This is a genomic window from Streptomyces sp. WMMB 714, assembly GCF_900090125.1.
In the GTDB taxonomy this organism is placed as follows: Bacteria; Actinomycetota; Actinomycetes; order Streptomycetales; family Streptomycetaceae; genus Streptomyces; species Streptomyces daqingensis.
Map to the genome: position 1 here is coordinate 49344 of NZ_FMHJ01000008.1, position 24568 is coordinate 73911.

A 24568-nucleotide genomic window follows, 5' to 3' on the forward strand; every position below is an offset into this window, starting at 1 on the left:
CGGGTGGTTTCCGTCACGCGCACCCGGGCCCGCCCCGTCCCCTCCGAACGGCTACTCGGTCGCGATCGCGTTCAGCACGTTCATGCGGCCCGCGCGGAACGCGGGGACCAGCGCCGCCACGAGGCCGACCAGGGCCGAGCCGACGAAGACGGCTCCGATCGTCTGCCACGGGATCTCCAGCACGCCCAGCCCCTCCAGCGCGAGCAGCTTCTGCGCCGCCGTGCCCCAGCACATGCCCAGGCCGAGGCCGAGGAGGGCGCCGAAGAGGGCGATGACGACCGACTCCAGGCGGATCATGCGGCGCAGCTGCCGCCGGGAGAGGCCGATGGCCCGCATCAGGCCGATCTCACGGGTGCGTTCGACGACGGACAGCGCGAGGGTGTTCACCACGCCGAGCACGGCGACGATGATCGCCAGCGCCAGCAGCCCGTAGACCATGTTGAGCATCTGCCCTACCTGGTCCTGGAGGGTCTTCTTGTAGTCGGCCTGGTCGCGCACCTGGTACTGCGGGTACGGCTTCATCTGCTTCTTCAGGGCGGCGTACGCGGCCTTCTCGTGGCCCTCGTCGGCCGTGGCGAGCACCATCCAGCTCAGTGGGAACCGGTCGGCGGGCAGGTACTGGCGGGCGGTGTCGACGTGGGTGTACATCGCGCCCTGGTCGACGTTGGTGTCGTCGGAGGTGATCGCGGCGACCTCGAGTTCCGCCTTGCGCCCGCCGGAGAAGGCGACCTCCAGGGTGTCCCCGACCTCGACGCCGTGCTTCTTCGCGTACTCGGCGCCGACCGACATGGCGTCCTTGCCGTACGCCGCCGCCAGGTCGCCCGACGTCGTCTCGCGCCGCAGGGCGTCCATGTACGCGGGTTCGGTGGCGGCGAGGTGCCGGGCCGCCGTGGAGCCGTCGGGGGCGGTGATGCGGGCGCCGACCATCTTGTAGGTGGTGACGGTCTTCAGCCGCTCCGACTTCCGCGCCCTCTTCTCGGCCGCGGTCGTCACCGGCTGGCCGTTGCCGGACTGGACGATGAAGTCCGCTCCGACGGACCGGTCCAGTTCTTCCGTGGCGGAGGCGACCATCGAGGAGCCGACGACCGAGAGCGACGCGACGAGTGCGAGCCCGATCATCAGCGCCGCGGCGGTCGCACCGGTACGGCGCGGGTTGCGCAGGGCGTTGCGTTCCGCGAGGCGGCCGACGCGTCCGAAGGGGCGCAGCGTCACCGCCGAGAGCACCCGCACCAGCCCGCCCGCGAGCAGCGGGCCGACGACGACGAACCCGACGAGGGTCAGCACCACGCCTGCGCCCAGCCACACCGATCCGTCCGAGGCCTCCTCGGCCTGCGTCGCCGCGTACAGTCCCGCTCCGCCGCCTGCGGTGAGGAGGAGGCCCAGCACGCCGCGCACCGTCCCGGCCTTGCCGTCGGCGGGGGTTCCTGCGTCCCGCAGCGCCGCCATCGGGGAGACCCGTCCGGCGCGCCGCGCCGGCAGGTAGGCCGCGAGGAGGGTGACGAGGATGCCGAGGACGAGCCCGGCGACGGGTGTCGTCCAGGCGAGGGTCAGCTCCGAGGTGCTGAGGTTCATGCCCAGGGCGCCCATCAGCTCCATCAGCCCGACGGCCAGGCCGACTCCGGCGCCGACGCCCAGCACGGAACCGGCGACGCCCAGCAGCAGCGCCTCGATCATCACCGACCTGTTGACCTGGCGGCGGCTGGACCCGATGGCCCTCATGAGGCCGATCTCGCGGGTGCGCTGCGCGACGAGCATCGAGAAGGTGTTGACGATCAGGAAGATCCCGACCAGGAGCGCGATGCCGGCGAAGCCGAGCAGGGCGTACTTGAGCACGTCCAGGAAGGAGCCGATCTGCTCGCGGCTGGAGTCGGCCGCCTCCTTCTTCGTCTGGTACGTGTACGTGCCCGCCCCGAGGGATTCGGTGACGTTCTTCTTCAGCTCGGCGTGCGTGACGCCGCTGTCGGCGGTCACCGCGACGCCCGTGTAGGCGTCGGTGGCCCCCAGCAGCTCCCGCTGCGCGGTGCGGGTGTCGAAGTAGACGATCGCCGCGCCGGGGTTGGTGACCTGGAAGGTCGCGATGCCGGAGATCTCCGCCTCGAAGTCGCCGGTGGCGGTGATGGTGCGCAGCTCGTCGCCCAGCTTCAGCTTCCGCTTCTTCGCCGTGTCGGCGTCGACCATGACGTCGGAGGCGCCGCGGGGCGCGTGCCCCGAGGTGATCTTCATCGTCGTGCGGTCGCCCGCGGTCCAGTTGGAGGCGATGGTGGGGGCGCCGGTCGTGGAGCCGATGTTCTTGTCGTCGCCGTCGACGACGGTGACCTTCTCGCTGGAGACCATGCCCTCCACGGACTTGGCGCCCTCCGCGGTCCGCGCCCCGGCGAGGGCGGACTCCGGCACCGACGGCGGACGGCCCGTCTCCTGCTGCGCCTTGTCGTCCTTCGGCTTCTTCGGGCTGACGGTGACGTCCGCGGACGTCGAGGCGAAGAGCTTGTCGAAGGTGGTCGTCATGGTGTCGGTGAAGACCAGCGTCCCGCATACGAACGCCACGGACAGCACGACCGCGACGGCGCTGAGCGCCATGCGCCCCTTGTGCGCGAAGAAGTTGCGCAGGGATGCCTTGAATACGGTCACGACACGCTCCTGCGGGTGCCGTTGGCGGCGACACCGGGCGCGGCGGCACCGGGGCCGGTGGCGCCGGGGCCGGTGCCCCGGGCGCCGTCGTCCGCGCCGGGGGCGTCCTCGGCGAGGCGCAGCATCCGGTCGAGCACCGCCTCGGCGGTGGGCCGGTTCATCTGGTCGACGATGCGGCCGTCGGCGAGGTATAGGACGCGGTCGGAGTAGGCGGCCGCCACCGGGTCGTGGGTGACCATGACGATGGTCTGACCGAGTTCGTCGACGGAGCGCCGCAGGAACCTGAGCATCTCGGCACCCGAGCGGGAGTCGAGGTTGCCCGTCGGCTCGTCCGCGAAGATGATCTCGGGCTGCGCCGCCAGGGCGCGTGCGACGGCGACGCGCTGCTGCTGTCCGCCGGAGAGTTCGCTGGGGCGGTGCTTGAGGCGGCCTTCGAGGTTCACGGTGGCTATGACGTTCTCCAGCCACGCCTTGTCGGGCTTCCGGCCCGCGATGTCCATGGGGAGCGTGATGTTCTCCAGGGCGTCGAGCGTGGGCAGCAGGTTGAACGCCTGGAAGATGAAGCCGATCCGGTCGCGGCGCAGACGCGTGAGCTTCTTCTCCTTCAGCCCCGTGATCTCCTGCTCGCCGACCCACACCCTGCCCTCGGTCACCGAGTCGAGCCCGGCCAGGCAGTGCATCAGGGTCGACTTGCCGGACCCGGAGGGCCCCATGATCGCGGTGAAGGCGCCGCGGGCGATCTCCACGTCGACGTGGTCGAGCGCCACGACCCGGGTCTCACCGGAGCCGTAGGCCTTCACCAGTTGCCGGGCGGAGGCGGCAACAGCCGAACGCGCCCCGTTGCCCCCTGTCGCGGGTGTCGTCACAGCCGTCGTCACTTCTCTTCTCCTCGTTCGTCTGGCGGGCGGCCCGGAAGGGCTGCGGATTGTCGGACGGGCTCGGCGGCAGTCGTGCGGAGCGCCGTGGTGCCGGGCGGCGGTGCCGCCGGTGCCCGGCACGGGCGCCGCGGCGTGCCGCTCCGGGCCGCCCGGCGGACCTCCTCCGCATGCCGAGGGTCGGCGGGGCGGCCTGTGCGGCGGTTGCGTCCGCCGCGCAGGCCGAGCCTTACGCAGGAAGGCGGCCGTCGCGATGGTGCCCGTACGCGTTCACGTGCGGGGGTTACCCCCACCCCGGAGCCGGGTCCCGGCGCGGGGTGGAGGCGCGAGTGAGGAACAGGAACTGCCCTTGCCGGTACGGACGTTCCGGGCAGGACGTACCAGCAGCTTATAGACCGCCCGAGGCGGACTCCTCCTGCCCCGGGACGAAACTCCCGGACCCGGATCAACAGGGTGCCGACAGGGGCCGCCCCTAAGGGGCATTGACACTTTCCGTTATTACCGTAAGTAACAATGTGGAGTTTGTGACGGGTTCCCGCACAGCCCTTCCACCCGGACCGGACCCACCAGTAACGTGCCGACGACCTTGGGTTTTACGTACTCCGGGCAGAAGGAGAGCCACGAATGGCGTTCAGCACCGATGATCATCGTGGGTTTCCTGACAACTACGGAACGTATCCCCCTCCGCCCCCGTATCCCCCCTGGCACCACCAGCCCCCGCCACCCTCCCACAGGCCGCCGCCCGGCTACCCGCCGAGCGTCCCGGCACGGGAGAACACCGCCCTGCACCAGCTGCGCTCCGCCTACCGGCGGCTGCGCCGCGGCCTGGCGGCAGCGCTCCTCGCCTACTACTCCGCCTTCCTGGTGATGGCCGCCTACCTGCCGGACGCCATGGGCGCGAAGGTCGCCGGAAACCTCAACCTCGGTGTGTGCCTGGGGCTTTCGCTCGTCCCGATCACCCTCGCGGCGATCCTCGTGTACGAGTTCCTCGCCCGCTCCACCATCGACCCCGTCGCACACCGCGTACGCATCGTCGAGGCCGAGGCCCGCGAGAAGGCCAGGGCACAGCAGAGGTGGAGCCGATGAACTCGCAGACGGTGGACGCCAGTTCGCAGTCGCTCTCGTTCGCGATCTTCGCGGGGCTGGTCAGCGTCACGATGCTGCTGTGCATCATGACCAGCGCAGAACGCGACGACCTCGACGAGTTCTACACCGGTTTCCGCACCCTCGCTCCCCTGCGCAACGGCCTCGCCATCGCCGGCGACTACATATCCGCCGCGACCGTCCTGTCGACCATCGGCATCATCGCCCTCACCGGCTTCGACGGGCTCATCCTCGCCCTGAGCACCGCACTGTCGCTCCTCCTGCTGATGGTGCTGCTCGCCGAACCGCTGCGCCACGCGGGCCGGTTCACCATCGGTGACGCACTCACCCACCGGGCGCCCAGCCGCGGCGTGCGCCTCGCGACGACGGCCGTCACCCTCGCCTCGCTGCTGCCCCTGATGGTCTTCCAGCTCTCCGGCGCGGGGCATCTCGTCACGCTCGTGCTGGGATTCGAGGGCTCCTCGGTCCGTACGGCGACGATCATCGCCCTCGGCGGACTCATGATCGGCTACGCGGCCATCGGCGGCATGAAGGGCACCGCCCTCATCCACATCATCAAACTCGTCGTGCTCTTCGCCGCCTCGGCGCTGCTCGCCGTGCTCGTCATGGACAAGGTCGGCTGGAACCCCTCGCGCCTCCTCGCACTCGCCGACCAGGGAAGCGGCGCCGGGCCGGCCTTCTCCCGGTCCGGGCTGCTCATCGAGGCGACGCCGCTGGGGAAGGTCGACCTCGTGTTCAGCGCGCTGACCGTCGTCTTCGGCGCGGCGTGCCTGCCGCACGTCACGATGCGCATGTTCACCGCGAAGAACGCGCCCGCGATCCGGCGCGCCATGTCGTACGCCGTGATGATCATGGGTGTCTTCGTCGTCCTCATCGCCGTCGTCGGCGCCGGCGCCACCGCCCTGCTGGGGCGGGGCGTCATCGAGGCGGGCGGCCCCCAGGGCAGCACCGCGATCCTCCAGCTGGCGCAGGCGATCGTCGCGGACTCCGCGTCCTTCTCCACGCTCGTCTTCACCACGGTCGCCACCGCGGTGTTCCTGACGCTGCTCTCCTCGGTGGCCGGCATGATCCTGGCCTGCGGGAACTCCCTCGCCCACGACCTGTACGCGCACGTCACGATCCGCAAGGGCGCCGAGCCCGAACCACGGCGAGAGCTGCTCATCGCGCGTGCCGCCGCGTTCGCCGTGGGCGTGCCCGCCATCGTGATCGCCGTGCTCGTCCAGGACAACGGCCTGCGGGCCCTGATCATCCTGTCGTTCAGCATCGGGGCATCCGCCATCGCGCCCGCTCTCGTCCTCAGCCTCTTCTGGCCGCGCTGCACCCGCACGGGTGTGCTCGGCTCCCTCATCGGGGGAACGGTCTCCGCGACGGTGGTGACGATCTTCTCCACCACCGTCTCCGGAACACCTCAATCCCTGTTCCCCGACTCGGATTTCGACATCTTCCCGCTCACCACCAGCGGCCTGATCAGCATGCCGCTGGGCTTCCTCCTCGGGTGGGCGGGAACCCTCCTCAGCCGGCCGGAGAGCCAGGCCCGGCAGATCCAGGAGTACGCGGCGGCCGAACCGCGTCTCCTGGCGGGGGCGGAGCGGAGGTGACGGCGGCGGGCCCGGGCGGAGATCCACCCGGGCCCGCCGCCCGCCCCAGTCCCGGAGCCCCGTGGAGGGGCGAACTCCCCGCCCCTCAGGGCTTGTTCAGCGCGAGGACCCGCCGGGCTGCTCGCTCTGCCCGGGCACGATGACCTGCGGGCCCCCGGGAGCGTTCCGCGCGTCCGGCCGCGCGTCCCGTTCGTCCGGCCCGTCCGCCCCCTCACCGTCCAACTCGGGCCCCACATCCGGCTCACGGCCCGTGAGCGACGCGAGGGTGCTGCGCACGCGCGTCATGTGCTGCCTCAACTGCTCGGCCCGCACGGCGTGTTCGTGCAGCACCTCGGCGGTCCCGCGCTCGACGGCCTCCTCACGCACCCGCGCCTCCGCCAGCAACTCCTCCCCCCGCGCGACGGCCTCCTCATGCCTCAGCCGCGCCGCCTCCTCCGCCTCCGCTCGTTCCGCCCGCGCCTCACGCAGCAACTGCTCGCCCCGCGCGGCCAGGCTCTCGATGTAGGCCTCGACCTCCCCCTCCCGGGCAGCGAAGCGGCGCTCCGCCTCCTCCTGCGCCTGAGCCCGGGCCCGCTCCTGCTCGGCCAAGGCCTCCGCGCAGCGCCGCGAGACCTCCCGCAGGTTGTCCTCCGCGCCGGTACGGGCCTCCTCCGCAGCCGCGCGGGCCTCCGCGAGCAGCGTGACGGCTTCGCTCCGCGCCGCCTCCACCGTGCGGGCCGCGTCAGCTGCCGCCTCCGTACGCACACGCTGCGCGTCACGCTGCGCCGCCTCGCGCCACGCGACCGACACCGACTCCGCCTCCAGCATCGTCCGCCGCGCCTCCGCCTGGCCCGCCTCGCGCAGCCGCGCGCTCTCGGTCTCCGCCAGCGACAGCAACTGCCCCGCGTTCTCGCCCAGCGCCGCGTACTCCTCCGGCGGCCTGGCCGCGACCGCGTCCTGCAACCGCGCGGCCTCCAACCGCAACTCCTCGGCCCGTGCGGTGAGTTCGGCGACGTGCTCCCAGTCCTGCCGGGACTGCTCGATCAGGCCGGCCACCATCCTGTCGACCTGCTCGGGCCGGTAACCACGGCCCCGTACAACAGCGAAGGCATGCGGCGACGCACCCATTTCGAGCCCCTTACTCAGCGATCGGCAACACTCAACGGCGGAGAGGCACATCTTTCTTGATCCGAGCGAAGCGGGCATAACGCAACACTCCATACGAGCGCATCACGAACGGGGCGCAGAGTCACCAGGCCGCGCCGGAGCGGACAGGGCCAGGGCGTTGACCGGCCGGATTCGGCAGCAGGCGCTGGAAGCGGCGGCCCGCGGCCGGTCGTCGTGCGCCGGGCGGCGGACCATCCGCGCGAGTGACAGGTCAGGCGTGGAAAGCCGCCGCGAAGGGTGAACGGAGGGCGCACCCCGGCTTTCGCGAGCGGCGGCTCCGAGGACTCCTGGACGCACCGGTGGGCGGCGGCGTACGCGCACACGGCGCCTCGACTCCCGGAGAGGACGCAGAACTCGTGGCCCTCCGTCCGCCGGCTCCACGAGCACACCGGATCGTCCTCGACGCTGGTGATCCCGCTGGCCCGCAGGGTGAGTTCAACCTCGTCGTGAGGGGCGGCGGCGTGCGCCCGTCCAGCAGGGAAGCCCAGGACCGGGCTGGCCGCGGCCGCCGGGTGCACGCAGCCGAAGACGATGTCGCGAAGCCGCGCCGTTCAGCCGTCGTCTGCGTCCACCCCGGCGGTTGTCGGGAGGCCCCCGGCCACACCGGCGGGGTCGTAGGGGTCGGCGGTGGTGGCGGGGGACGGGTCTAGAAGAGCCCGTCCCACATCTGTTCCAGCAGCACTGCCCACCAGTTCTCCGGCGAGGAGAGCGCCGCCGGGTCCAGCGCGGCCAGTTGCAGCTGGAAGTCGACCGTCCAGCGGCCCGCCTGCTCCTGCGTGAGCCCGAACCGCAGCGGCCACATCCGGCCGAGGGCCGCCATGCAGCGGACGAACTCGGGCAGGCCGGTGTTGACGAACTGCGGCTGCGCCGCCCGCCCGTCCGGGGTCCCCTCCAGCGGTACGGCCACGATGTGGGCCGTCCCGTACTGCACGCACAGCTGACGGCCGAAGTCGTTCCCCATCACCAGGTACGACCCGGCGTCGGAGGCCGGCAGCACACCGCGTTCCTGAGCGAGTTCCGCGAGCGTCGGCACCGGACGGCCGGGCTGGGCCTGCCCCCAGAAGAAGGGGTTCACGTCGACGGGAACACCCGCCCACATCAGCGTCTGCCCCACGACGTCGGGCACGCCCTGCCGCGAGACCGCGTGCTGCTCGAAGCGGAAGACGCCCTGCGGGCCGAATGCCTGGGCGAGCTCCTGCCCGACGGCGTCCGGCGGGAGCGGCGGCATGGGCGGGATCTGGTGCTGCGGCGGCAACGGCACCCGGAACGGGGCGGGCCGCGCCGGGCCGTCGGCGACCTGGTGCAGCTCGCCCTGGTGCTCCAGCAGGTGCCGCACGCCCTGTTGACGGGAGGCGTGGTCTCGTCCGTACGGAGCGGTGTGTGTGATCCGCACCTGCGGCCAGGTCTCCCGGACCATGCGCGCGCAGTAGCCGCCCGGCAGGTCGCAGGACTCCAACTCGGTGTGCAGCTCCACCACTTGCTGCGGCGGGACGTTCATGTTCCGCAGCTCGTGCAGGATCTGCCACTCGGGATGCGGGGTGCCCGGAGCGGAACGCCGGATGAGCTGCTGCTCCGACCCGTCCGGCGCCCGGTAGCTGAGCACCGCCATGTAGCCGGGGCCGACCGTGGGCTGCCCGCTGGGCTGCTGCTGTTGCTGCTGCTGGGGATACCCGTACGCGGGCGGCGCTCCCCCGGGCTGCGGGCCCGGCGGGCCCTGCGGGAAGCCGTACGCCTGCGGCGGGACGCCCCCGCCCGGAGCGGCGGGCACTCCGGGAGGCGCGCCCGGGACGCCGGGCGGAGGCCCGGGAGGTGCGGGCGCAGCGGGGCCACCGCCCTGCGCCGGGCCGGCGAGCATCGTCGCCGCATGGTGGACGTCGCCCCCGCCGGCGCCTCCGCCGCCCGGGGGAGGCGGGGTGCCGGGCGCGGGAGGCGGGGTTCCGGGAGCAGGTGGCGGGGTGCCGGGAGCGGGAGGCGGGGTGCCGGGAGCGGGAGGCGGGGTGCCGGGCGCCGCCGGGGCGCCGGGCGCAGGGGGCGGAGGCGGTGGGCCGCCGGTACCGCCGGGACCGCCCTGGGAAGGTCCCGCGAGCATGGTGGCCGCGTGGTGCACGCCGCCCGAGCCGGGCCCCTGGCCCTGACCGCCGCCCTGGCCGCCGGACGGTCCGGAACCTCCGGAGGAGCCCTCACCGCCGCCGGAACCGCCCGCGGGCTGCCCGCTCCCGCCGAGCCGGCCCTCCACTTCGGCGGAGGAGACCAGCTGCGTCGGCACGTATCCGCCGCCGGACGGCCCGGACGCGCCGGAGTCGCCCGGCCGGGCACCGGGCGTGCCCGGGGCTCCCGGCGGGGGAGGCACGGACGGCCCGCCGCCCCGCGACGGGTTGTCGCCGCGCGGGGCACGGCTCGTATCGGCGTCGGCGAAGTCGCCGGCGCTGCCGGGCGCCCCCGGTGGGGCCGGAGGCGGCGGGGGCGTACCGTCCGGGCCCCCGGAAGCCGGACCGGCGAGCATCGTCGCCGCGTGGTGCACACCGCCGGAACCCGCGCCCGTTCCCTGGCCCGGGGCCGAACCGGCAGGCGGCGCGGGGACGTTCGGCGGCCGGGACGGGGGAGGCGGAGCCGCGGGCCCGGCGCCCGCCCCGGGTTGTTCATCCACTGCCGGGTTCACGGCCGTGCTGGGCAGCGGGCGCGTCTCCGGCATCATCTCCGTCTTCGCCTCCCACCGCTCGTCGTCGCCGCCGGAGAACTCGTCGTCGCTGCCGGAGAGCGGGGGCGCGAAGACCGTCGCGGGCGGCGACTGCGCTTCACCACCACCCGAACTGCTGGTGTCCGCCGCGTCCCAGGGGCTCACGCCCTCCGCAGCCGGAGCCTGCGGGGCGCCCGCGGCGGCAGCGGGGGCGTTCTGCCCGGCGGCGCCGGACCCCGGCGACCGCCGGTCCGGGATGCCCATCTGGTCGGCCGCCTCCTGGAGCCACCCCGGCGGGGTCAGCAGGAACGACGTCGCCTCCAGATCCAGGCGCTGCGGCGGAACACCCGAAGGGGCGGGAACGGAACCGGAGTTGCCGTACTCCTCCTCGTAGCGCCGGATCACCTCGCCCACGGGCAGGGCGGGCCACAAGGTGGTGTCCCCGCTGTCCCGCGCGATCACCAGACGCTGGCGGCCGGCCTCCTGCGCCGCGCCGACGGCGCCGCCGGAAGGTTCCTCGGGCGCCTCGGCCCACGCGACGAACCCGAGGTCGAACTCCCGGACCCGTACCTCCAGCCGCCGGCGTCCCGGCTCCTCGGAGACACCCCCGTTGACCCAGCGCTCCGCGCGCTCCTGAGCCTGTGCGAAGGTCACCATCGCGTTCTCACCCCACCCTCACGTCACCCTCAGAGCTGGACGGCACGTGCGAAGCCGCCGTCCACCATGAGGTTCGCCACGGTCTCCAGCTCCGGCGGATTGCCGGCCAGCCGCAGCAGGAACTCGTCGAAGTCGGCGCCGCACGGACGCAGCAGCCGCTCCGTCCGCTCCTGCACCTGGAGCCCGTCCCGGTCCCGTACGTCGTCGAACGGGCAGAACCACACCGAGCCGGCGGCCTCGCCCCTCACCTTCACGGCGAGCAGCCCGCCCTGCACGAACCCCACACCGAGGAAGTCCTTCGTGAAGTGGTCACGCAGGCACTTGTTGACGTAGACCACGTCGTTGACGGCCGCGTCCTCGCGCACCGTGAAGAACGGCTGGTCCACCAGCAGCCCCAGCTCGGCGTCCAGCGCCACGCCCCGGGGCGCGCAGCCGCCCGCCGCCTTCAGGAAAGCGCGGTACGCACCCGGCAGCCGGTACCCCAGGCGCTCCTCGACCTCCAGCACCTGCGACTCGCTCACCGCCGGACCGTGCGGCACCTCGAAGTGCACGGGCCGGGTGTCCTGCAGAGGCCGCGTCCCCGTCTTCCCGTGATCGACGGCCGCCGCCGCCAGGCCGCCGTGATGCCGCAGCAGCGCCTTGACCTCCACGGGCACCAGCTCCATGCGCCGCCCGGAGGCGACGTGGTGCCACGTCCAGCCGTGCGGCGTGGCGACGGGCGGAAGATCGGCCCACAGCTCGTGCCCGGCGGCGTGCAGCGCGGCGTTCGCCGAGACGTAGTCCGTCAGGCGCAGTTCGTCACCGCCGAAACCCTCGGGCGGCTCCGCGATCTCGGCGGCGGCACGCGCGTAGGGCGAGAAGTCGGGCAGCCCGTACTCGTCCACCCGCACCCCTCCGGGATGGCGGGCGGCACGCACCGGATCGGGGAAGTTCACGACCTGCCCGGCGTAAGCCCGGTTCGGTGGCGCGGCGATCCCCGAGCCCTGGGAACCGCTAGGCGCCCCCAGCCCGAGCCGACCTGTCGTCATGGCTTTGGCCCCCTGCTGCACGTCCGGCTGACTCGGCACAGCCTATGCGGTAGGGCGAGAGGTCAGCACCGCCCGGGGACACCCCGGGCGCCCGGCCCGCCGGGACCACCGCGCGGCTTCAGGCGCCCGGTCCGGACACGGACGGACCGAAGCGGGTCGGAGCGGACGGGAGGGGGCTGGAGCGGACGGGAACGGGTGGAGCGGCAGGGCGGGCCGGGGGCCGCCGCCGTCCGCTGCCGTCAGCGGCCCCCGCCGAGCGCCGCCAGCTTCCGGTGCTGCTTCACCGCGAGGGCCTTCTCCACGGGCTGCGGCTTCCCCGAGAGCGAGATCGACATGAACGTGGCCGTCCTGCCACCGGTCCGGACGACCGTGAAGACCAGCGGCGAATCGCTCTGCTGCCTCACCCTCAGCGTGAACTCCACCGAATCGTCCCCCACCACGCCCACCGGTCCGCGGGACACGGTCAGCCGCACCTTGTCCCCCGCACCGTCCTTGGCGGTGAAGGACTTGCAGCCGCCCAGGGCCCTCTTCAGATCGGACAGCCACTCCTCGGCCCCGCCCTTCGCGTACGAAGCGAGCAGCACCTGCTGCACCGCACCGCCCGCCGAAGGCGAAGAGCCCTTCTGCAGCACGCCGTTGGTGTACGCGGTACGGGCCCGCTCGGGGTCCGAGTCCATCACGTCGGTGACAGCCGAGCACTTCCGCTCGTACGACTGCACGGTGTTCTGCGCGGGCAACGCGTCCTTCTTGCTGCGCTGCACCCGATACCCCTTCACATCCCCCGACTTCAACAGCGCGGAGGCGAGCCGCTTCTCCTCCGCGGCCCCTCCCCCGCCGGAACCGCCGCCCCCGCTCTTCCCGGCCGAACCGCCCGAGTCCGCGCCGCCGGAACCCCCCGAAGCGCGCTCCTGCCGGCTGCCGTCCTTCTTCCCGCCGTCCCCCGCACCGTCCGAACCCGCCCCGCAGGCCACCACGGAAACGGCCAGCACCGGCACGCTCACCACGACCCCGACGGCGCGCCGCACACGCACGGACAGAGCACTACCACTCCGACCACACGTTCGAGTGTGACGGTCACGAGCATCGCGACGCCGTATAGAGGTGCTGAGCATTACCGGACTCCTGCCTCGAGGTTGGACGTACCGCGCATGCTGGCTCCCGCTCCGCGGAACCACCACCCCTGTTCCACACCGCAGCGGAAACCGTCACAACTCCATGACATACGACGCGACATGATCGACTCGACGCCCACACTGCATACTTGGCGCCACACGCAGGCGACACACACGACACAAACGGCAGAAAGGGCCGTGCGGGGAGGAACCACCACATGAACACCGCACCGCTGCGCTCCGCACGGCTGCAGTCCACGCCGCCGCAACCCGGACCGCCCCCCGCGGGACCGCCCTACACCGGGCCCTCCCCCGCCGGCACACCCACCGCTCCCGGCGCCGCAGCCGCACCCGGCACCGCACCGGCCGACCCCCGCCTCGGCTGGACCGCCACAGGCGACGACCACGCACCCCCGCTCCAGCACCGCCGCGACGGCATCCTCCCCGCCATCGCCGCCGCCCTCTCCGTACGCGGCCAGACCCTCACCTCCACCGCACACAAAGGCGACCAGGAACCCGCACCCCACCCCCTCGTCCAGGACTTCCTCGACACCCTCGCCACCGAACACCGCACCCGCCACACCGGCCGCTGCCCCGAAACCGTCCTGCTCTCCCGCTTCCTCACCTCCGCCGAGGACACCCGCACCACCAAGCGCACCCACCGCAGGAACACCGCCAAACCCCGCCGGATCACCCACAGCGAAGCCCGTCGCGCCCTCAAACACGCCAAGATCACCGCACGCCACATCCGCGAGGACGGCGACCCCCTGCACGGCCGCTACGCACCCCCCTGCCGCACCTGCGCGGCCCTCCTCGCCCACTTCGGCGTACGCCCCGTCGACCCCGCTGCCGCCGCCGAGGCCACGCAGTGAGCCCACCCCGATCGCGCACCTCGGCCACCCGCTTCCCCATCGCCGTGGACGACGCCCTGCGCACCGCGGGATGGGAACCCGGCCGCTGGGACATGCTGCAGGCAGAGCAGTGGGCCGACACCCTCCGCGGCCACACCACCCCCGCCGGCCACCAGCACTCCGTCTGCGCCGCCGCCGTCGAAGTCTGGGCCGAATTCGGCAACCTGCCCATCGACCCCACCGGCCCCGGCACCCAGATCGCCCCCAGCAGCCTGCGCATCGACCCCCTGCGGGCCCTCCACGCCGCCCGCACCCTCGCCGACCTCGGCCGCGCCCTCGACACCGCGATCTGCCCCCTCGGCACCGACGGACCCGACGCCGCCCTCCTCGCCATCGACACCGACGGACGCGTCTACAGCCTCGACCACACCGGCGACTGGTACCTCGGCCGCGACTTCGACACCGCCCTCTCGGCGCTCCTCACCGGCACCCGGCCCCAGCGCCTCACACGCGAGAGCACACCCCCCGCCTGAGACCGCGCCCGCGACCGGACCCGCCCACCGGCGCTACCGCCGCCGCGCCTCCGGCCCACGCGCCGGAATCACCGCCGACACCCGGAATCCCCCCGAATCCGTCGGACCCGAAACGAACCCCCCGCCCAGCGCCGCCACCCGCTCCTTCATCCCCACCAGGCCGTTCCCCCCGCTCGGCAGCCCCGCACCCGCCGCGTCCCCGCCGTCCTCAGGACGCTCGTTCTCCACCTGCACCGCGACCTCCCCCTCCCGGTGCGCGAGCCGCACCCGGGTACGGGCACCCGACGCATGCTTGTGGACGTTCGTCAGCGCCTCCTGCACCACCCGGAACGCCGTCTGCTCCACACCCGGCCCGTAACCACGGGACGCCCCCGCGCCGTCCACCGAGAACTCCACGGACATACCCGCCTCACGCGACTGCCCGACCAGCGCCTCCAGCTCCTCCAGGCAAGGCCCCCCGTCCTCCCGGACGCCCGGCCCCCCGGAACCACGCGACACGGAACCACCCGACGCGGAACCACCGCCCGAACCCCCCGCCGGACCGGCCTCACCCCACCGCTCCAGCTCCGGACCGGCATCCCCGGCCCTCGACGACCCGGCCGCCGCCACCGCGAACTCCGCCAGCCGCTCCGACACACCGCCCTCCCCCGCACGGCCCTGCTGCCCCGGACGACCGGCCTGCCCGCCCTCCGGAGAACGCAGCACCCCCAGCATCGTCCGCAGCTCCGTCAGCGCCTGCCGCCCCATGTCCCCCACAAGCGCGGCGTTCTTCGAAGCCTTCTCCGGATCCTTCAGCGCCACCGCCTGCAACGCCGCCGAATGCACCACCATCAGACTCACCCGGTGAGCCACCACGTCGTGCATCTCCCGCGCGATACGGGTCCGCTCCTCGTTGCGTGCCCACTCGGCACGCTCCTCCGCCCGGTCCGCCAGCAGCGCCAACTCACGCGCCAGACCGTCCGCCCGCTCCCGAAGCGACTCCACCAGCCGCCGCCGCGCCCCCACGTACAGGCCCATCAGCACCGGCGGCGCCGTCAGCACCAGCGCCAGGGCCAGGGACATCAGCGGAATGAACCACACCGGCGGGTTGAACCCGCGGTCCTGCCCGATGCTCTGATGCATGCGTATCAGCGTGATGACCACGCCCGCCGCCGCCTGCATGCCCGTCAGCAGCACCAGGATGCGGCGCGGCACGTCGGCCACCGCCAGGCTGTAGAGCCCGACGAAGCCCAGCAGCAGCCCCATCTCCGCCGGAGACACGGCCACCGAGACCAGCACGACGGCCACCGGCCACCGCCTGCGCAACACCAGCGTCGCCCCGGCCAGAACCCCCAGCACCACGCCCGCCGCGGCCGGCAGCCCGGCCGACTCCGCGAAACCGACCCCCTGGAACCCGCACTCCGCCGACGACGCCGAAGCCAGGACGACGTCCAGCGCCATGCTCCTGCGGCGCTCCCACCACCACGGTCCGCCGACCGCCGCCCGGCTCTCCCCCGTCTCGGTCATACGGCCCAGCGTACGACCGGCCGCCGGGCGTTTTCCCGCCTCCACCGAGGAACCGTCCATTCCGCCACAGAACCCGAACACGCCGTCGCACAGCCAGAACAGGGGCGACATCGCAATGGAAACGCAATTTCCCTACTCGAACTGGCGAATAACCCCCAACTCGCCCCCATGCGGCCCGGCCTGCACGGAGGCTGCCGTCATGGTGCAGGCGAAACCCGAACTGAAGGCCCGCGCACGGGAGCTGCGGCAGGCCGGCAAGACGTACGACGAGATCGTCGCGGAACTGGGAGTGGCGAAGAGCTCGGTGTCCCTGTGGGTGCGCGACCTGCCGGCTCCGAAGCCCTCCGTGGCGCGGGCCCGGATGATGGCCGAGGCGAGATGGGGCCCCTACAGGCACGAGCGGGATCTCGCCCGCGAGAAGACGGTGACGCAGGCGGCCGCGGAAGTCGGCCGGCTCTCGCCACGAGATCTGTTCGTCGCGGGAGTGGCTCTCTACTGGGCCGAGGGCACCAAGAGCAAGTCCTACCGCTTCAGCGAATCCGTCACCTTCGTCAACAGCGACCCGGACATGATCAAGGTCTACCTCGCCTGGCTCGGACTCCTGGAGGTGGAACCCGCTCGCCTGCGCTTCTCGGTCATGATCCATGAGTCGGCGGACGTGAGCGCCGCGGAGCGCTTCTGGGCGGATCTCGTCGGACGGGAGGTGGCCGACTTCGGAAAGACGACGCTCAAGAGGCACAACCCGAAGACCGTGCGCAAGAACGTGGGCGCCGGCTACCGGGGCTGCCTCGTCGTACGGGTCTTGCAGGGGGCCGAACTGTACCGTCGCATCGAGGGCTGGTGGTCGGGCATAGTATGTGGTGTCCGAGAACCCGAGACGGGGGACCGGGTGCAAGATCCTTCCCGGGTCGACTAAGGGCAAGTCCTTGGTTTTTGGTGCCAATGATGGGGGTTCGAATCCTCCCCCGGGAGCTCACCGTACGTAAGCGCCGCGTTCGAGTCCCGTCCTCTCCCAGACCCGGGGCCCGCTCGCGTGTCCGTGAATCCCGGCCTTGTGCAACCCCCCGGTATCCTGCGGGTGTTCCCCCTGACCCCGTAGCCGAAGGGCACCCCCGTGAGCGCCAACCGCCCGGCAGCCGTCGTCGTACTCGCAGCGGGTGAGGGCACCCGTATGAAGTCCGCGAAACCCAAGGTCATGCACGACATCTGCGGTCGCTCCCTCGTCGGCCATGTCGTCGCCGCGTCCCGCAGTCTCGATCCGGAGCACCTCGTGGTGGTCGTGGGTCACGGCCGGGAGCAGGTGACGGCGCATCTCGCGGAGATCGACGCCGGCGTGCGCACGGCGGTGCAGCACGAGCAGAACGGGACCGGTCACGCGGTGCGGATGGGCCTGGAGGAGCTGTCCGACAGCGGTGTCGCGCTGGACGGCACGGTCGTCGTCACGTGCGGGGACACTCCGCTGCTGACCGGGGAGACGCTGCAGGCGCTGGCGGACACGCATGCGGCGGACGGCAACGCCGTCACGGTCCTGACGGCTCAGGTGCCGGACTCCACGGGGTACGGCCGGATCGTGCGCGACGCGGACAGCGGCGCGGTGACGGACATCGTCGAGCACAAGGACGCCACGGAGGCGCAGCGCGCCATCTCCGAGATCAACTCGGGGGTGTTCGCCTTCGACGCGCGGTTGCTGGTCGACGCCCTGGGCAAGGTGCGGACGGACAACAGCCAGGGTGAGGAGTATCTGACCGATGTGCTCGGCATCCTGCGCAGTGCGGGGCACCGGGTGGGGGCGTCGGTGGCGGGTGACCACCGGGAGATCCTGGGGATCAACAACCGTGTGCAGCTCGCGGAGGCGCGCCGGCTGCTGAACGGGCGGCTGCTGGAGCGGGCGATGCTGGCGGGTGTGACGGTGGTGGATCCGGCGTCGGTGCTGCTGGATGTGACGGTGTCGTACGAGCAGGACGTGACGGTGCTTCCGGGGACGCAGTTGACGGGTTCGACGCATCTTGCGGCGGGCTGCGAGGTGGGGCCGAATTCGCAGCTGGCGGACACCGTGGTGGGTGCGGGTGCGTCGGTGGGCAACACGGTCTCGCAGGGGGCGGAGATCGGGGCGGGCGCGAAGGTGGGTCCGTACACGTATCTGCGGCCGGGTACGCGGCTGGGTGCGGGGGCGAAGGCGGGCAGTTTCGTCGAGGTGAAGAACGCGGAGATCGGTGAGGGCACGAAGGTGCCGCATCTTTCTTATGTGGGTGACGCGTCGATCGGTGATCACAGCAACATCGGTGCGGCGTCGGTGTTCGTGAATTACGACGGTGTGAACAAGCACCGGACGACGATCGGGTCTCATTGCCGTACGGGCGCGGACAACATGTTTGTGGCGCCGGTCACTGTCGGGGACGGTGCTTATACGGCTGCTGGTTCTGTGATCACGAAGGATGTGCCGGCGGGTTCGCTCGCTGTGGCGAGGGGTCAGCAGCGCAATATCGCGGGCTGGGTGGCGCGTAAGCGGCCTGGGAGCGCCGCGGCGCGTGCGGCGGCGGGGGCCGGGGAGGCCGGTGACGCAGAGCGCGGGGACGGCGACTGACGTGCGCGGTCGGCTGTTGCCGGGTGCGGTGGGGGTTTCGCCGGGGCGTACGGTTGTGTGGCACGCACGCCCCGCGGAACTCAAGGAGACGGTGCAGTGACCGGGATCAAGACGACCGGCGAGAAGAAGTTGATGCTCTTCTCCGGCCGCGCCCACCCCGAGCTGGCGAAGGAGGTCGCGGATCAGCTGGGTATCGGTGTGGTCCCGACCAAGGCTTTCGACTTCGCCAACGGTGAGATCTACGTTCGTTTTCAGGAGTCGGCGCGTGGTGCTGACTGCTTCCTGATGCAGAGCCACACTGCTCCGATCAACAAGTCGATCATGGAGCAGCTGATCATGATCGATGCGTTGAAGCGGGCGTCCGCGCGGAGCATCACGGTGATCGTGCCGTTCTACGGTTATGCGCGGCAGGACAAGAAGCACCGTGGGCGGGAGCCCATTTCGGCGCGGTTGATGGCGGATCTTCTGAAGACGGCGGGTGCGGACCGCATTCTCACCGTCGATCTGCACACGGATCAGATTCAGGGTTTCTTCGACGGTCCTGTGGATCATCTTTTCGCTCTGCCGGTGCTGGCGGACTATGTGGGCGGCAAGGTCGACCGCGACAAGCTGACCGTGGTGTCGCCGGACGCGGGGCGGGTGCGGGTGGCGGACCGGTGGGCCGACCGGCTGGGTGCGCCGCTGGCGATCGTGCACAAGCGCCGTGATCCTGAGGTGGCGAATCAGGTGACGGTGCATGAGGTGGTGGGTGATGTCGAGGGCCGGGTGTGCGTCCTGGTCGACGACATGATCGACACCGGGGGGACGATCTGCGCGGCGGCGGACGCGTTGTTCGCGAACGGCGCGGAGGACGTCATCGTGACGGCGACGCACGGTGTGCTGTCGGGTCCGGCGGCGGACCGTCTGAAGAATTCGAAGGTGAGCGAGTTCGTCCTGATGAACACGCTGCCGACGCCGAGCGAGCTGGATCTGGACAAGATCACGGTGTTGTCGATGGCGCCGACGATCGCGCGTGCGGTGCGTGAGGTGTTCGAGGACGGTTCTGTGACCAGCCTCTTCGACGAGCAGGCGTAGTTCTGCCGCGGCTTGTGCGGGCTGCTGCGGTGGCCGCGCGGGCTGCTCGTTGATCGATTTCCGCACGGCCTTCCTCGCCGCGTAGACTCCTGGGGTCGCTCGGCGAGGGAGGCCGTGTTCGTGCGCAGGCGTGCGGGCCCGGCTCATCCGTTATCGACGCGCGCTCTTCGTCAGGGCTCCTGGGACGGTTCGTTCATGGTCGGCTCTGCGGCGTAGCCGGTCTGTCGTGGACGGACCGAGTGACACCACAGATGCGGGATCCGTTTCGATTGCGAGGAGCGCAGCATGGCTGACGTCAATCTTTCCGCCAGTGTCCGTACCGAGTTCGGCAAGGGTGCGGCGCGGCGTCTGCGCCGCGAGGAGAAGATCCCCGCGGTGATCTACGGCCACGGCGCGGAGCCTCAGCATGTGGCGCTGCCCAGCTACGACATGATGATGGCGCTGAAGACGCCGAACGTCCTGATCCACCTGGATGTCGACGGCAAGAAGCAGCTGGTCATTCCGAAGGCCGTGCAGCGTGAGGCGATCCGCGGCTTCCTGGTCCACGCGGACCTGCTGATCGTCCGCAAGGGCGAGAAGGTCAACGTCGACATCCCGATCCACGTCGAGGGCGATCTGGCTCCTGGGCAGCACCTGCTGGAGCACGTGCTGGTGGCGCTGCCCGTGGAGGCGGAGGCGACGCACATTCCGGAGTCGGTCACGGTGTCCGTGGAGGGTCTCGCGGCGGGCGACTCGGTGCACGCGCACGAGATCCAGCTGCCGAAGGGCACGACTCTGGCGATCGACGGCGACGACGTCGTGATCCAGGTGCTGTCGGCGCAGGCCGAGGAGCCGGCTGCCGACGAGGAGACCGAGGGCACGGCGGAGGCGCCGAGCGAGGTCGCTCCTGAGTGATCCGCTGTTGCGGGTCGCCCGCCGGTGAGGTGCCCTGTTGGGCCTCCGCCGGGTGACCGTGGCTTTCCGCGGCTGCCGTCGCGTTCTCCGGCTCGTGCTGCTTGTACGGCCGGGTGCGCGGCGGCAGTTGTTCCTCTTTCTTTGAGATTTCTCCCGAGGTCTCTCTCCCGAAGTCTCTCCTCCGAGGATTCTCTCCCGAGGATTCTTCCCGAAGGTTTTCTCCCGAAGGACCGCACAGATGACGACCGATGCCAGTACGGGTGGGCCGGCCGGGCCGTGGCTCGTGGCGGGGCTGGGCAATCCGGGTCCGGGTTACGCGGGCAACCGGCACAACGTGGGTTTCCTGGTGACCGATCTGCTCGCTTCGCGTCTCGGCGGGAAGTTCAGGACGCACAAGTCCCGTGCACGTGTCGTGGAGGGGCGTGTGGGTGTGCCGGGGGTTTCGGGGCGGCGGGTGGTTCTGGCCCAGCCGATGTCGTTCATGAATCTCTCGGGCGGACCGGTGGGGGCGCTGCGTGATTTCTACAAGGTGCCGGTGGAGCGAATCGTCGTGGTGCACGACGAGTTGGACATCGATTTCGGTGCGCTGCGTCTGAAGAAGGGCGGCGGGGACAACGGCCACAACGGGCTGAAGTCGCTGACGAAGACGCTGGGGCCGGATTATTTCCGGGTGCGGTTCGGTGTGGGCAGGCCTCCGGGTCGCATGCCGGTTGCTGACTACGTGCTGAAGGATTTCTCCGCCGCGGAGCGCAAGGAGCTGGACTACTTCGTGGACCGGGCCGCGGATGCGGTGGAGACGCTGATCGTGGACGGTCTGGAGCGGGCGCAGAGCACGTACAACTCGTAGACGGTTGACCCGCCGGTAGGTTTCCCAGAAGGATCTCGCCATGTCCTCCTCGACGAGCACCGTGAAGCGCAGTCGTACCCGCAGGGCCGGGGAGAGCGCGTTCGGGATGCTTCTCCTGGTCCGCAACATCGTGCTGCTGCTGGTCTGCCTGCTCGTGCTGGCGGGCGGGGCGTGGACGTCGTGGAAGACGGCGGGGCCCGCTCTGACGGGTGACGAGCGCGGCACCGTGCGGGTGACCGAGTGTGTGGCCGACGAGTGTTCGGGGACGTTCCGGCCTGCGTCCGGGGGTGGTTCGGGCGTGCGGCGGGTGACGGTCGCCGAGTCGGTCTCGGGGATCGTGGGCGAGCGTCTGCAGGTGGCTCTGGTGCCGGGTTCGAAGGAGGCCGTGCGTACGGGGCCGGCGGGTGCTCTCTACGGTGCGGTGCCGTTCGGCGGTGCGCTGATGCTGGCGGCGCTGGTGCTGTGGCTCGGGCTGCGGTGGCGGGGAACGGCGCTGGTGGTGGGGTTGCTCGGTGCGGCTTCGACCATGACGTCGTGGGCGTTGCTGACGTTCTGAGCGTGTTCGGGCCGCCGCTCTGTGCGGGCGGCCGTTTCTGATTTCTCTGTGCGTGCGGCTCGGCGCCGCCGCTGCGGGTGTGCGTCCCGCTGCGGCGGCGCCGTGGCCGTTCCGCGGCCGGTGAGGCTTTCGTGACCGCGGGGAGGGGTCAGCCGGTGTTGCGCAGTCCGGCGGCGACGCCGTTGACGGTCAGCAGCAGGGCGCGGCTGAGCATCTGGTCGGGTTCCTCGCCGCGTTCGGCTGCCGCGCGCTGCCGGTGCAGGAGCGTCACCTGGAGGTAGGACAGCGGGTCGAGGTAGGCGTCGCGGATGGCGAAGGTCTGCTTGAGGACGGGGCTCGCGTCGAGGAGTTCGCGTTCCTTGGTGATGCGGAGGACTTCCCGCACGGTCAGTTCGTGTTCGGCGCGGATGGTGTCGAAGACGTGCTTGAGCTCGTCCGGCACGAGGGTGTCGACGTAGTGCTGCGCGATGCGCAGGTCGGTCTTGGCGAGGGTCATCTCGACGTTGGCGAGGAAGTTCTGGAAGAAGTGCCAGTGTTCGTGGGCCTCTTCGAGCACTCCGCCGAGTCCTGCCTCGCGGGCGGCGGCGAGGCCGGTGCCGACGCCGAACCAGCCGGGGACGATCTGGCGGGACTGCGTCCAGCCGAACACCCAGGGGATGGCGCGCAACCCGTCGAGTCCGGCGCCGCTGTCGGGCCGCCTGGAGGGGCGGGAGCCGAGGTGGAGTTCGGCGAGCTGGTCGACGGGGGTGGAGGCGAAGAAGTAGGCGGGCAGGTCGGGGTCCTCGACGAGCCGCCGGTACGCGCCGTGTGCCGCGTCGGAGACGGTGTCCATGGCGGCGTCCCAGCGGGCGAGCGCTTCGTCGGACTGGCGGGGCGCGGTGTGCAGCGCGGACGCCTGGAGGGTGGCGGCGACGGTCAGTTCGAGGTTCTCCCGGGCCAGGGACGGCACGAGGTACTTGTCGGAGATGACCTCGCCCTGTTCGGTGACCTTGATCTCGCCTTCGAGGGTGCCCCAGGGCTGGGCGAGGATCGCGTCGTGGGTGGGGCCGCCGCCGCGGCCGACGGTGCCGCCGCGTCCGTGGAAGAGCCGCAGCCGCACGCCGTGCCGGTGCGCGACGTCGCGGAGGCGCCGCTGGGCGCGGTGGATCTCCCACTGGGAGGTGGTGATGCCGCCGAACTTGGAGGAGTCGGAGTAGCCGAGCATGACCTCCTGCAGGTCGCCGCGGAGGGAGACGAGCTTGCGGTAGGAGGGGTCGGAGAGCATCGCGTCGAGGAGCTCGTCGGCGATCTTCAGCTCGTCGGTGGTCTCCAGCAGCGGCACGATGCCGATGCGGGCCCAGCCGGCGTGCAGGTCGATCAGTCCGGCTTCGCGGGCGAGCACGGCGGCGGCGAAGACGTCGTCGGCGCCCTGGCACATGGAGATGATGTACGACTCGATGACTTCCGGTCCGAAGGTCTCCAGGGCCTTGCGGACGGTGGTGAACACGCCGAGGGTCTTGGCGCCCGCCGCGTCCAGGGGCGCGGGCGAGGGAGAGAGCGGCCGGCGGGAGCGCAGTTCCTTGGCGAGGAGGCGCTGCCGGTAGTCGCGGGGCATGTCGATGTAGCGCCAGGACTGCTCTCCGAGCCGGTCGAAGAGCTGCCCGAGGGCGTGGTGGTGGGCGTCGGCGTGTTCCCGTACGTCCATCGTGGCGAGCTGCAGGCCGAACGCGGCGAGCGTGCGCAGGACGCGCTCGAGGCGTCCGTCGGCGACGAGTTCGCCGCGGTGGGCGCGCAGCGACGTCTGGAGCAGCTTCAGGTCGTCGACGAGTTCGGTGGTGCCGAGGTAGTCGCGTCCGTCGGTGTGGGGGGCGCCGGAGGCGAGCCTGTCGCGGGTGTTGAGGAGCTTCTGGCGGATGCAGGTGGCCTTGAGGCGGTAGGGCTCTTCGGCGTTGAGGCGCTTGTAGCGGGGGCTGATCTCGGGCAGCCGGTCCAGGTCGCGGCCGAGGGAGTCGAGCAGTTCGCGTGTGGCTCCGCTGTTGCGGATCGAGTTGGACAGGGCGCCGCGCAGCTCGTCGATGTGTTCGAGGGCGTCGGTGATGCCGTGTTCGTGCTGGAGGAGCAGCACCTCCCAGGTCACTTCGGGTGTGACGTTGGGGTTGCCGTCGCGGTCGCCGCCAATCCAGGTGCCGAAGGTGAGGGGACGGGTGCCGGGGGGCAGGGGGGCGCCGGCGCGGGCGAGTTCGGCGGCGAGGTCCTCCAGTACGTCGCCGACGGCGCCGCGGTGCAGTTCGTCCAGGTAGTAGACGGCGTTGCGGGCTTCGTCGGCGGGTTCGGGCCGTGCGACGCGCAGTTCGTCGGTCTGCCAGACGAGGTCCACGTTTTCCGCAAGGCGCAGGTCGGTGCGTCCGCGGTCCGTGGGGTCGGTGTGCTCCAGCAGTTCGGCGATCTTGCGGAGCTTGGTGAGGACGGAGCGGCGGGCGGCTTCGGTGGGGTGCGCGGTGAAGACGGGGCGCACGCCCAGGTTGCGCACCGTTGCGGCGAGGTGCGCGGGGTCGGCGTCCTTGAGCATGTCGGCGGTGCGGGAGAGGTTGCCGCCCTCGGCGGCGCGCCTGGCGCGCAGTTCGCGGCCGCGGTGCACCTGCTCGGTGACGTTCGCGAGGTGGAAGTACGTGGAGAAGGCCCGTACGAGCTTGGTGGCGGTCTCCAGGTCGGTGCGGCCCAGCAGGGCGGCGGCGGCCTCGCCGTCGCTGCGGGTCAGGGCCCGTACGCGTTCGACGAGTTCGAGCAGCTCGGCGCTCTCCTGGCGTACGAGGGTCTCGCCGAGCAGGTCGCCGAGTCGGCGGATGTCGGCGCGCAGCGCGCTCGTGGACTCGGCTTCCGCGGCGGCGCTGTCGGTGGGTGCGGCCTGCGCCGCGGAGT

Annotated in this window: 18 protein-coding genes and 1 tRNA gene; 11 read left to right on the plus strand and 8 right to left on the minus strand. The window is 71.6% G+C overall.

The annotated features are described in order from the left end of the window. Nucleotides 1-51: 51 nt before the first annotated feature. Together H181DRAFT_RS16130 and H181DRAFT_RS16135 are read right to left on the minus strand one after the other, a co-directional pair. Complete coding sequence (locus H181DRAFT_RS16130) at nucleotides 52-2628, minus strand: ABC transporter permease (RefSeq protein ID WP_045865193.1); 2577 nt, start codon at nucleotides 2626-2628, stop codon at nucleotides 52-54. Then, complete coding sequence (locus H181DRAFT_RS16135; protein WP_045865194.1) at nucleotides 2625-3506, minus strand: ABC transporter ATP-binding protein; 882 nt, start codon at nucleotides 3504-3506, stop codon at nucleotides 2625-2627. Before H181DRAFT_RS16135 ends, H181DRAFT_RS16130 begins: the two co-directional genes overlap by 4 nt. A 621-nt stretch (nucleotides 3507-4127) precedes the next feature. On the opposite strand from H181DRAFT_RS16135, the gene H181DRAFT_RS16140 reads away from it, so the two are divergent. Further along, nucleotides 4128-4589, plus strand: a complete 462-nt coding sequence (locus tag H181DRAFT_RS16140; protein WP_052708604.1) for a DUF485 domain-containing protein — start codon at nucleotides 4128-4130, stop codon at nucleotides 4587-4589. Then, entirely contained in the window at nucleotides 4586-6205 is a 1620-nt protein-coding gene (locus H181DRAFT_RS16145; protein WP_045865195.1) for a sodium/solute symporter, read from the plus strand. Before H181DRAFT_RS16140 ends, H181DRAFT_RS16145 begins: the two co-directional genes overlap by 4 nt. Nucleotides 6206-6301: 96 nt before the next feature. Here H181DRAFT_RS16145 and H181DRAFT_RS16150 read toward each other — a convergent pair whose 3' ends face one another. The 4 genes from H181DRAFT_RS16150 to H181DRAFT_RS16165 all read right to left on the minus strand — a co-directional run bounded on the left by H181DRAFT_RS16150 (nucleotide 6302) and on the right by H181DRAFT_RS16165 (nucleotide 12744). Then, complete coding sequence (locus tag H181DRAFT_RS16150) at nucleotides 6302-7312, minus strand: coiled-coil domain-containing protein (protein WP_074467896.1); 1011 nt, start codon at nucleotides 7310-7312, stop codon at nucleotides 6302-6304. A gap of 685 nt (nucleotides 7313-7997) precedes the next feature. Further along, nucleotides 7998-10685 carry an SUKH-4 family immunity protein gene (locus tag H181DRAFT_RS16155; RefSeq protein WP_045865196.1) on the minus strand — a complete coding sequence of 896 codons (2688 nt, stop codon included), beginning with the start codon at nucleotides 10683-10685 and terminating at the stop codon, nucleotides 7998-8000. 29 nt (nucleotides 10686-10714) lie between these two features. Then, entirely contained in the window at nucleotides 10715-11713 is a 999-nt protein-coding gene (locus tag H181DRAFT_RS16160; protein ID WP_074467897.1) for an SMI1/KNR4 family protein, read from the minus strand. Between the two features lie 239 nt (nucleotides 11714-11952). Further along, nucleotides 11953-12744, minus strand: coding sequence for a hypothetical protein (locus H181DRAFT_RS16165; RefSeq protein ID WP_052708605.1), 792 nt, complete (start codon nucleotides 12742-12744; stop codon nucleotides 11953-11955). 299 nt (nucleotides 12745-13043) lie between these two features. Between H181DRAFT_RS16165 and H181DRAFT_RS16170 the strand changes: the two genes are divergently transcribed. Together H181DRAFT_RS16170 and H181DRAFT_RS16175 are read left to right on the plus strand one after the other, a co-directional pair. After that, nucleotides 13044-13697, plus strand: a complete 654-nt coding sequence (locus H181DRAFT_RS16170) for a YwqJ-related putative deaminase (RefSeq protein ID WP_074467898.1) — start codon at nucleotides 13044-13046, stop codon at nucleotides 13695-13697. Further along, nucleotides 13694-14209 carry an SUKH-3 domain-containing protein gene (locus tag H181DRAFT_RS16175; RefSeq protein WP_045865198.1) on the plus strand — a complete coding sequence of 172 codons (516 nt, stop codon included), beginning with the start codon at nucleotides 13694-13696 and terminating at the stop codon, nucleotides 14207-14209. Before H181DRAFT_RS16170 ends, H181DRAFT_RS16175 begins: the two co-directional genes overlap by 4 nt. A gap of 33 nt (nucleotides 14210-14242) precedes the next feature. Here the strand turns inward: H181DRAFT_RS16175 and H181DRAFT_RS16180 are convergent, their stop codons facing one another. Next, nucleotides 14243-15715, minus strand: a complete 1473-nt coding sequence (locus H181DRAFT_RS16180) for a sensor histidine kinase (RefSeq protein ID WP_045865394.1) — start codon at nucleotides 15713-15715, stop codon at nucleotides 14243-14245. Between the two features lie 199 nt (nucleotides 15716-15914). Here H181DRAFT_RS16180 and H181DRAFT_RS16185 point away from each other — a divergent pair, with 199 nt between their 5' ends. The 7 genes from H181DRAFT_RS16185 to H181DRAFT_RS16215 all read left to right on the plus strand — a co-directional run bounded on the left by H181DRAFT_RS16185 (nucleotide 15915) and on the right by H181DRAFT_RS16215 (nucleotide 21670). Next, entirely contained in the window at nucleotides 15915-16631 is a 717-nt protein-coding gene (locus H181DRAFT_RS16185; RefSeq protein ID WP_045865395.1) for a hypothetical protein, read from the plus strand. Beyond that, nucleotides 16617-16687: transfer RNA gene (locus H181DRAFT_RS16190), tRNA-Gln, on the plus strand. The genes H181DRAFT_RS16185 and H181DRAFT_RS16190 overlap by 15 nt, the downstream gene beginning before the upstream one ends. A gap of 142 nt (nucleotides 16688-16829) precedes the next feature. Beyond that, a complete protein-coding gene (gene glmU, locus H181DRAFT_RS16195) occupies nucleotides 16830-18299 on the plus strand; it encodes a bifunctional UDP-N-acetylglucosamine diphosphorylase/glucosamine-1-phosphate N-acetyltransferase GlmU (protein ID WP_045865199.1) in 1470 nt (489 codons plus the stop codon). A gap of 96 nt (nucleotides 18300-18395) precedes the next feature. Beyond that, on the plus strand, nucleotides 18396-19373 hold the full coding sequence (locus tag H181DRAFT_RS16200; RefSeq protein WP_045865200.1) for a ribose-phosphate diphosphokinase: 978 nt from the start codon (nucleotides 18396-18398) through the stop codon (nucleotides 19371-19373). A 285-nt stretch (nucleotides 19374-19658) separates the two neighbouring features. Further along, a complete protein-coding gene (locus H181DRAFT_RS16205) occupies nucleotides 19659-20267 on the plus strand; it encodes a 50S ribosomal protein L25/general stress protein Ctc (protein ID WP_045865201.1) in 609 nt (202 codons plus the stop codon). Nucleotides 20268-20505: 238 nt separating this feature from the next. Continuing rightward, nucleotides 20506-21114 carry an aminoacyl-tRNA hydrolase gene (gene pth / locus H181DRAFT_RS16210; protein ID WP_045865202.1) on the plus strand — a complete coding sequence of 203 codons (609 nt, stop codon included), beginning with the start codon at nucleotides 20506-20508 and terminating at the stop codon, nucleotides 21112-21114. A gap of 40 nt (nucleotides 21115-21154) precedes the next feature. Then, nucleotides 21155-21670, plus strand: a complete 516-nt coding sequence (locus H181DRAFT_RS16215; protein ID WP_045865203.1) for a hypothetical protein — start codon at nucleotides 21155-21157, stop codon at nucleotides 21668-21670. Nucleotides 21671-21818: 148 nt separating this feature from the next. Here the strand turns inward: H181DRAFT_RS16215 and ppc are convergent, their stop codons facing one another. Continuing rightward, on the minus strand, nucleotides 21819-24506 hold the full coding sequence (gene ppc, locus H181DRAFT_RS16220) for a phosphoenolpyruvate carboxylase (protein WP_254666887.1): 2688 nt from the start codon (nucleotides 24504-24506) through the stop codon (nucleotides 21819-21821). Between the last annotated feature and the right edge of the window lie 62 nt (nucleotides 24507-24568).

Excerpts from the sequence above, each read along its gene's own strand:
- H181DRAFT_RS16140 (WP_052708604.1), top strand. The coding sequence starts at position 4,128 with ATGGCGTTCAGCACCGATGATCATCGTGGGTTTCCTGACAACTACGGA.
- H181DRAFT_RS16145 (WP_045865195.1), top strand. The coding sequence starts at position 4,586 with ATGAACTCGCAGACGGTGGACGCCAGTTCGCAGTCGCTCTCGTTCGCG.
- H181DRAFT_RS16150 (WP_074467896.1), bottom strand. The coding sequence starts at position 7,312 with ATGGGTGCGTCGCCGCATGCCTTCGCTGTTGTACGGGGCCGTGGTTAC.
- H181DRAFT_RS16155 (WP_045865196.1), bottom strand. The coding sequence starts at position 10,685 with ATGGTGACCTTCGCACAGGCTCAGGAGCGCGCGGAGCGCTGGGTCAAC.
- H181DRAFT_RS16160 (WP_074467897.1), bottom strand. The coding sequence starts at position 11,713 with ATGACGACAGGTCGGCTCGGGCTGGGGGCGCCTAGCGGTTCCCAGGGC.
- H181DRAFT_RS16170 (WP_074467898.1), top strand. The coding sequence starts at position 13,044 with ATGAACACCGCACCGCTGCGCTCCGCACGGCTGCAGTCCACGCCGCCG.
- H181DRAFT_RS16180 (WP_045865394.1), bottom strand. The coding sequence starts at position 15,715 with ATGACCGAGACGGGGGAGAGCCGGGCGGCGGTCGGCGGACCGTGGTGG.
- H181DRAFT_RS16185 (WP_045865395.1), top strand. The coding sequence starts at position 15,915 with ATGGTGCAGGCGAAACCCGAACTGAAGGCCCGCGCACGGGAGCTGCGG.
- H181DRAFT_RS16205 (WP_045865201.1), top strand. The coding sequence starts at position 19,659 with ATGGCTGACGTCAATCTTTCCGCCAGTGTCCGTACCGAGTTCGGCAAG.
- pth (WP_045865202.1), top strand. The coding sequence starts at position 20,506 with ATGACGACCGATGCCAGTACGGGTGGGCCGGCCGGGCCGTGGCTCGTG.
- H181DRAFT_RS16215 (WP_045865203.1), top strand. The coding sequence starts at position 21,155 with ATGTCCTCCTCGACGAGCACCGTGAAGCGCAGTCGTACCCGCAGGGCC.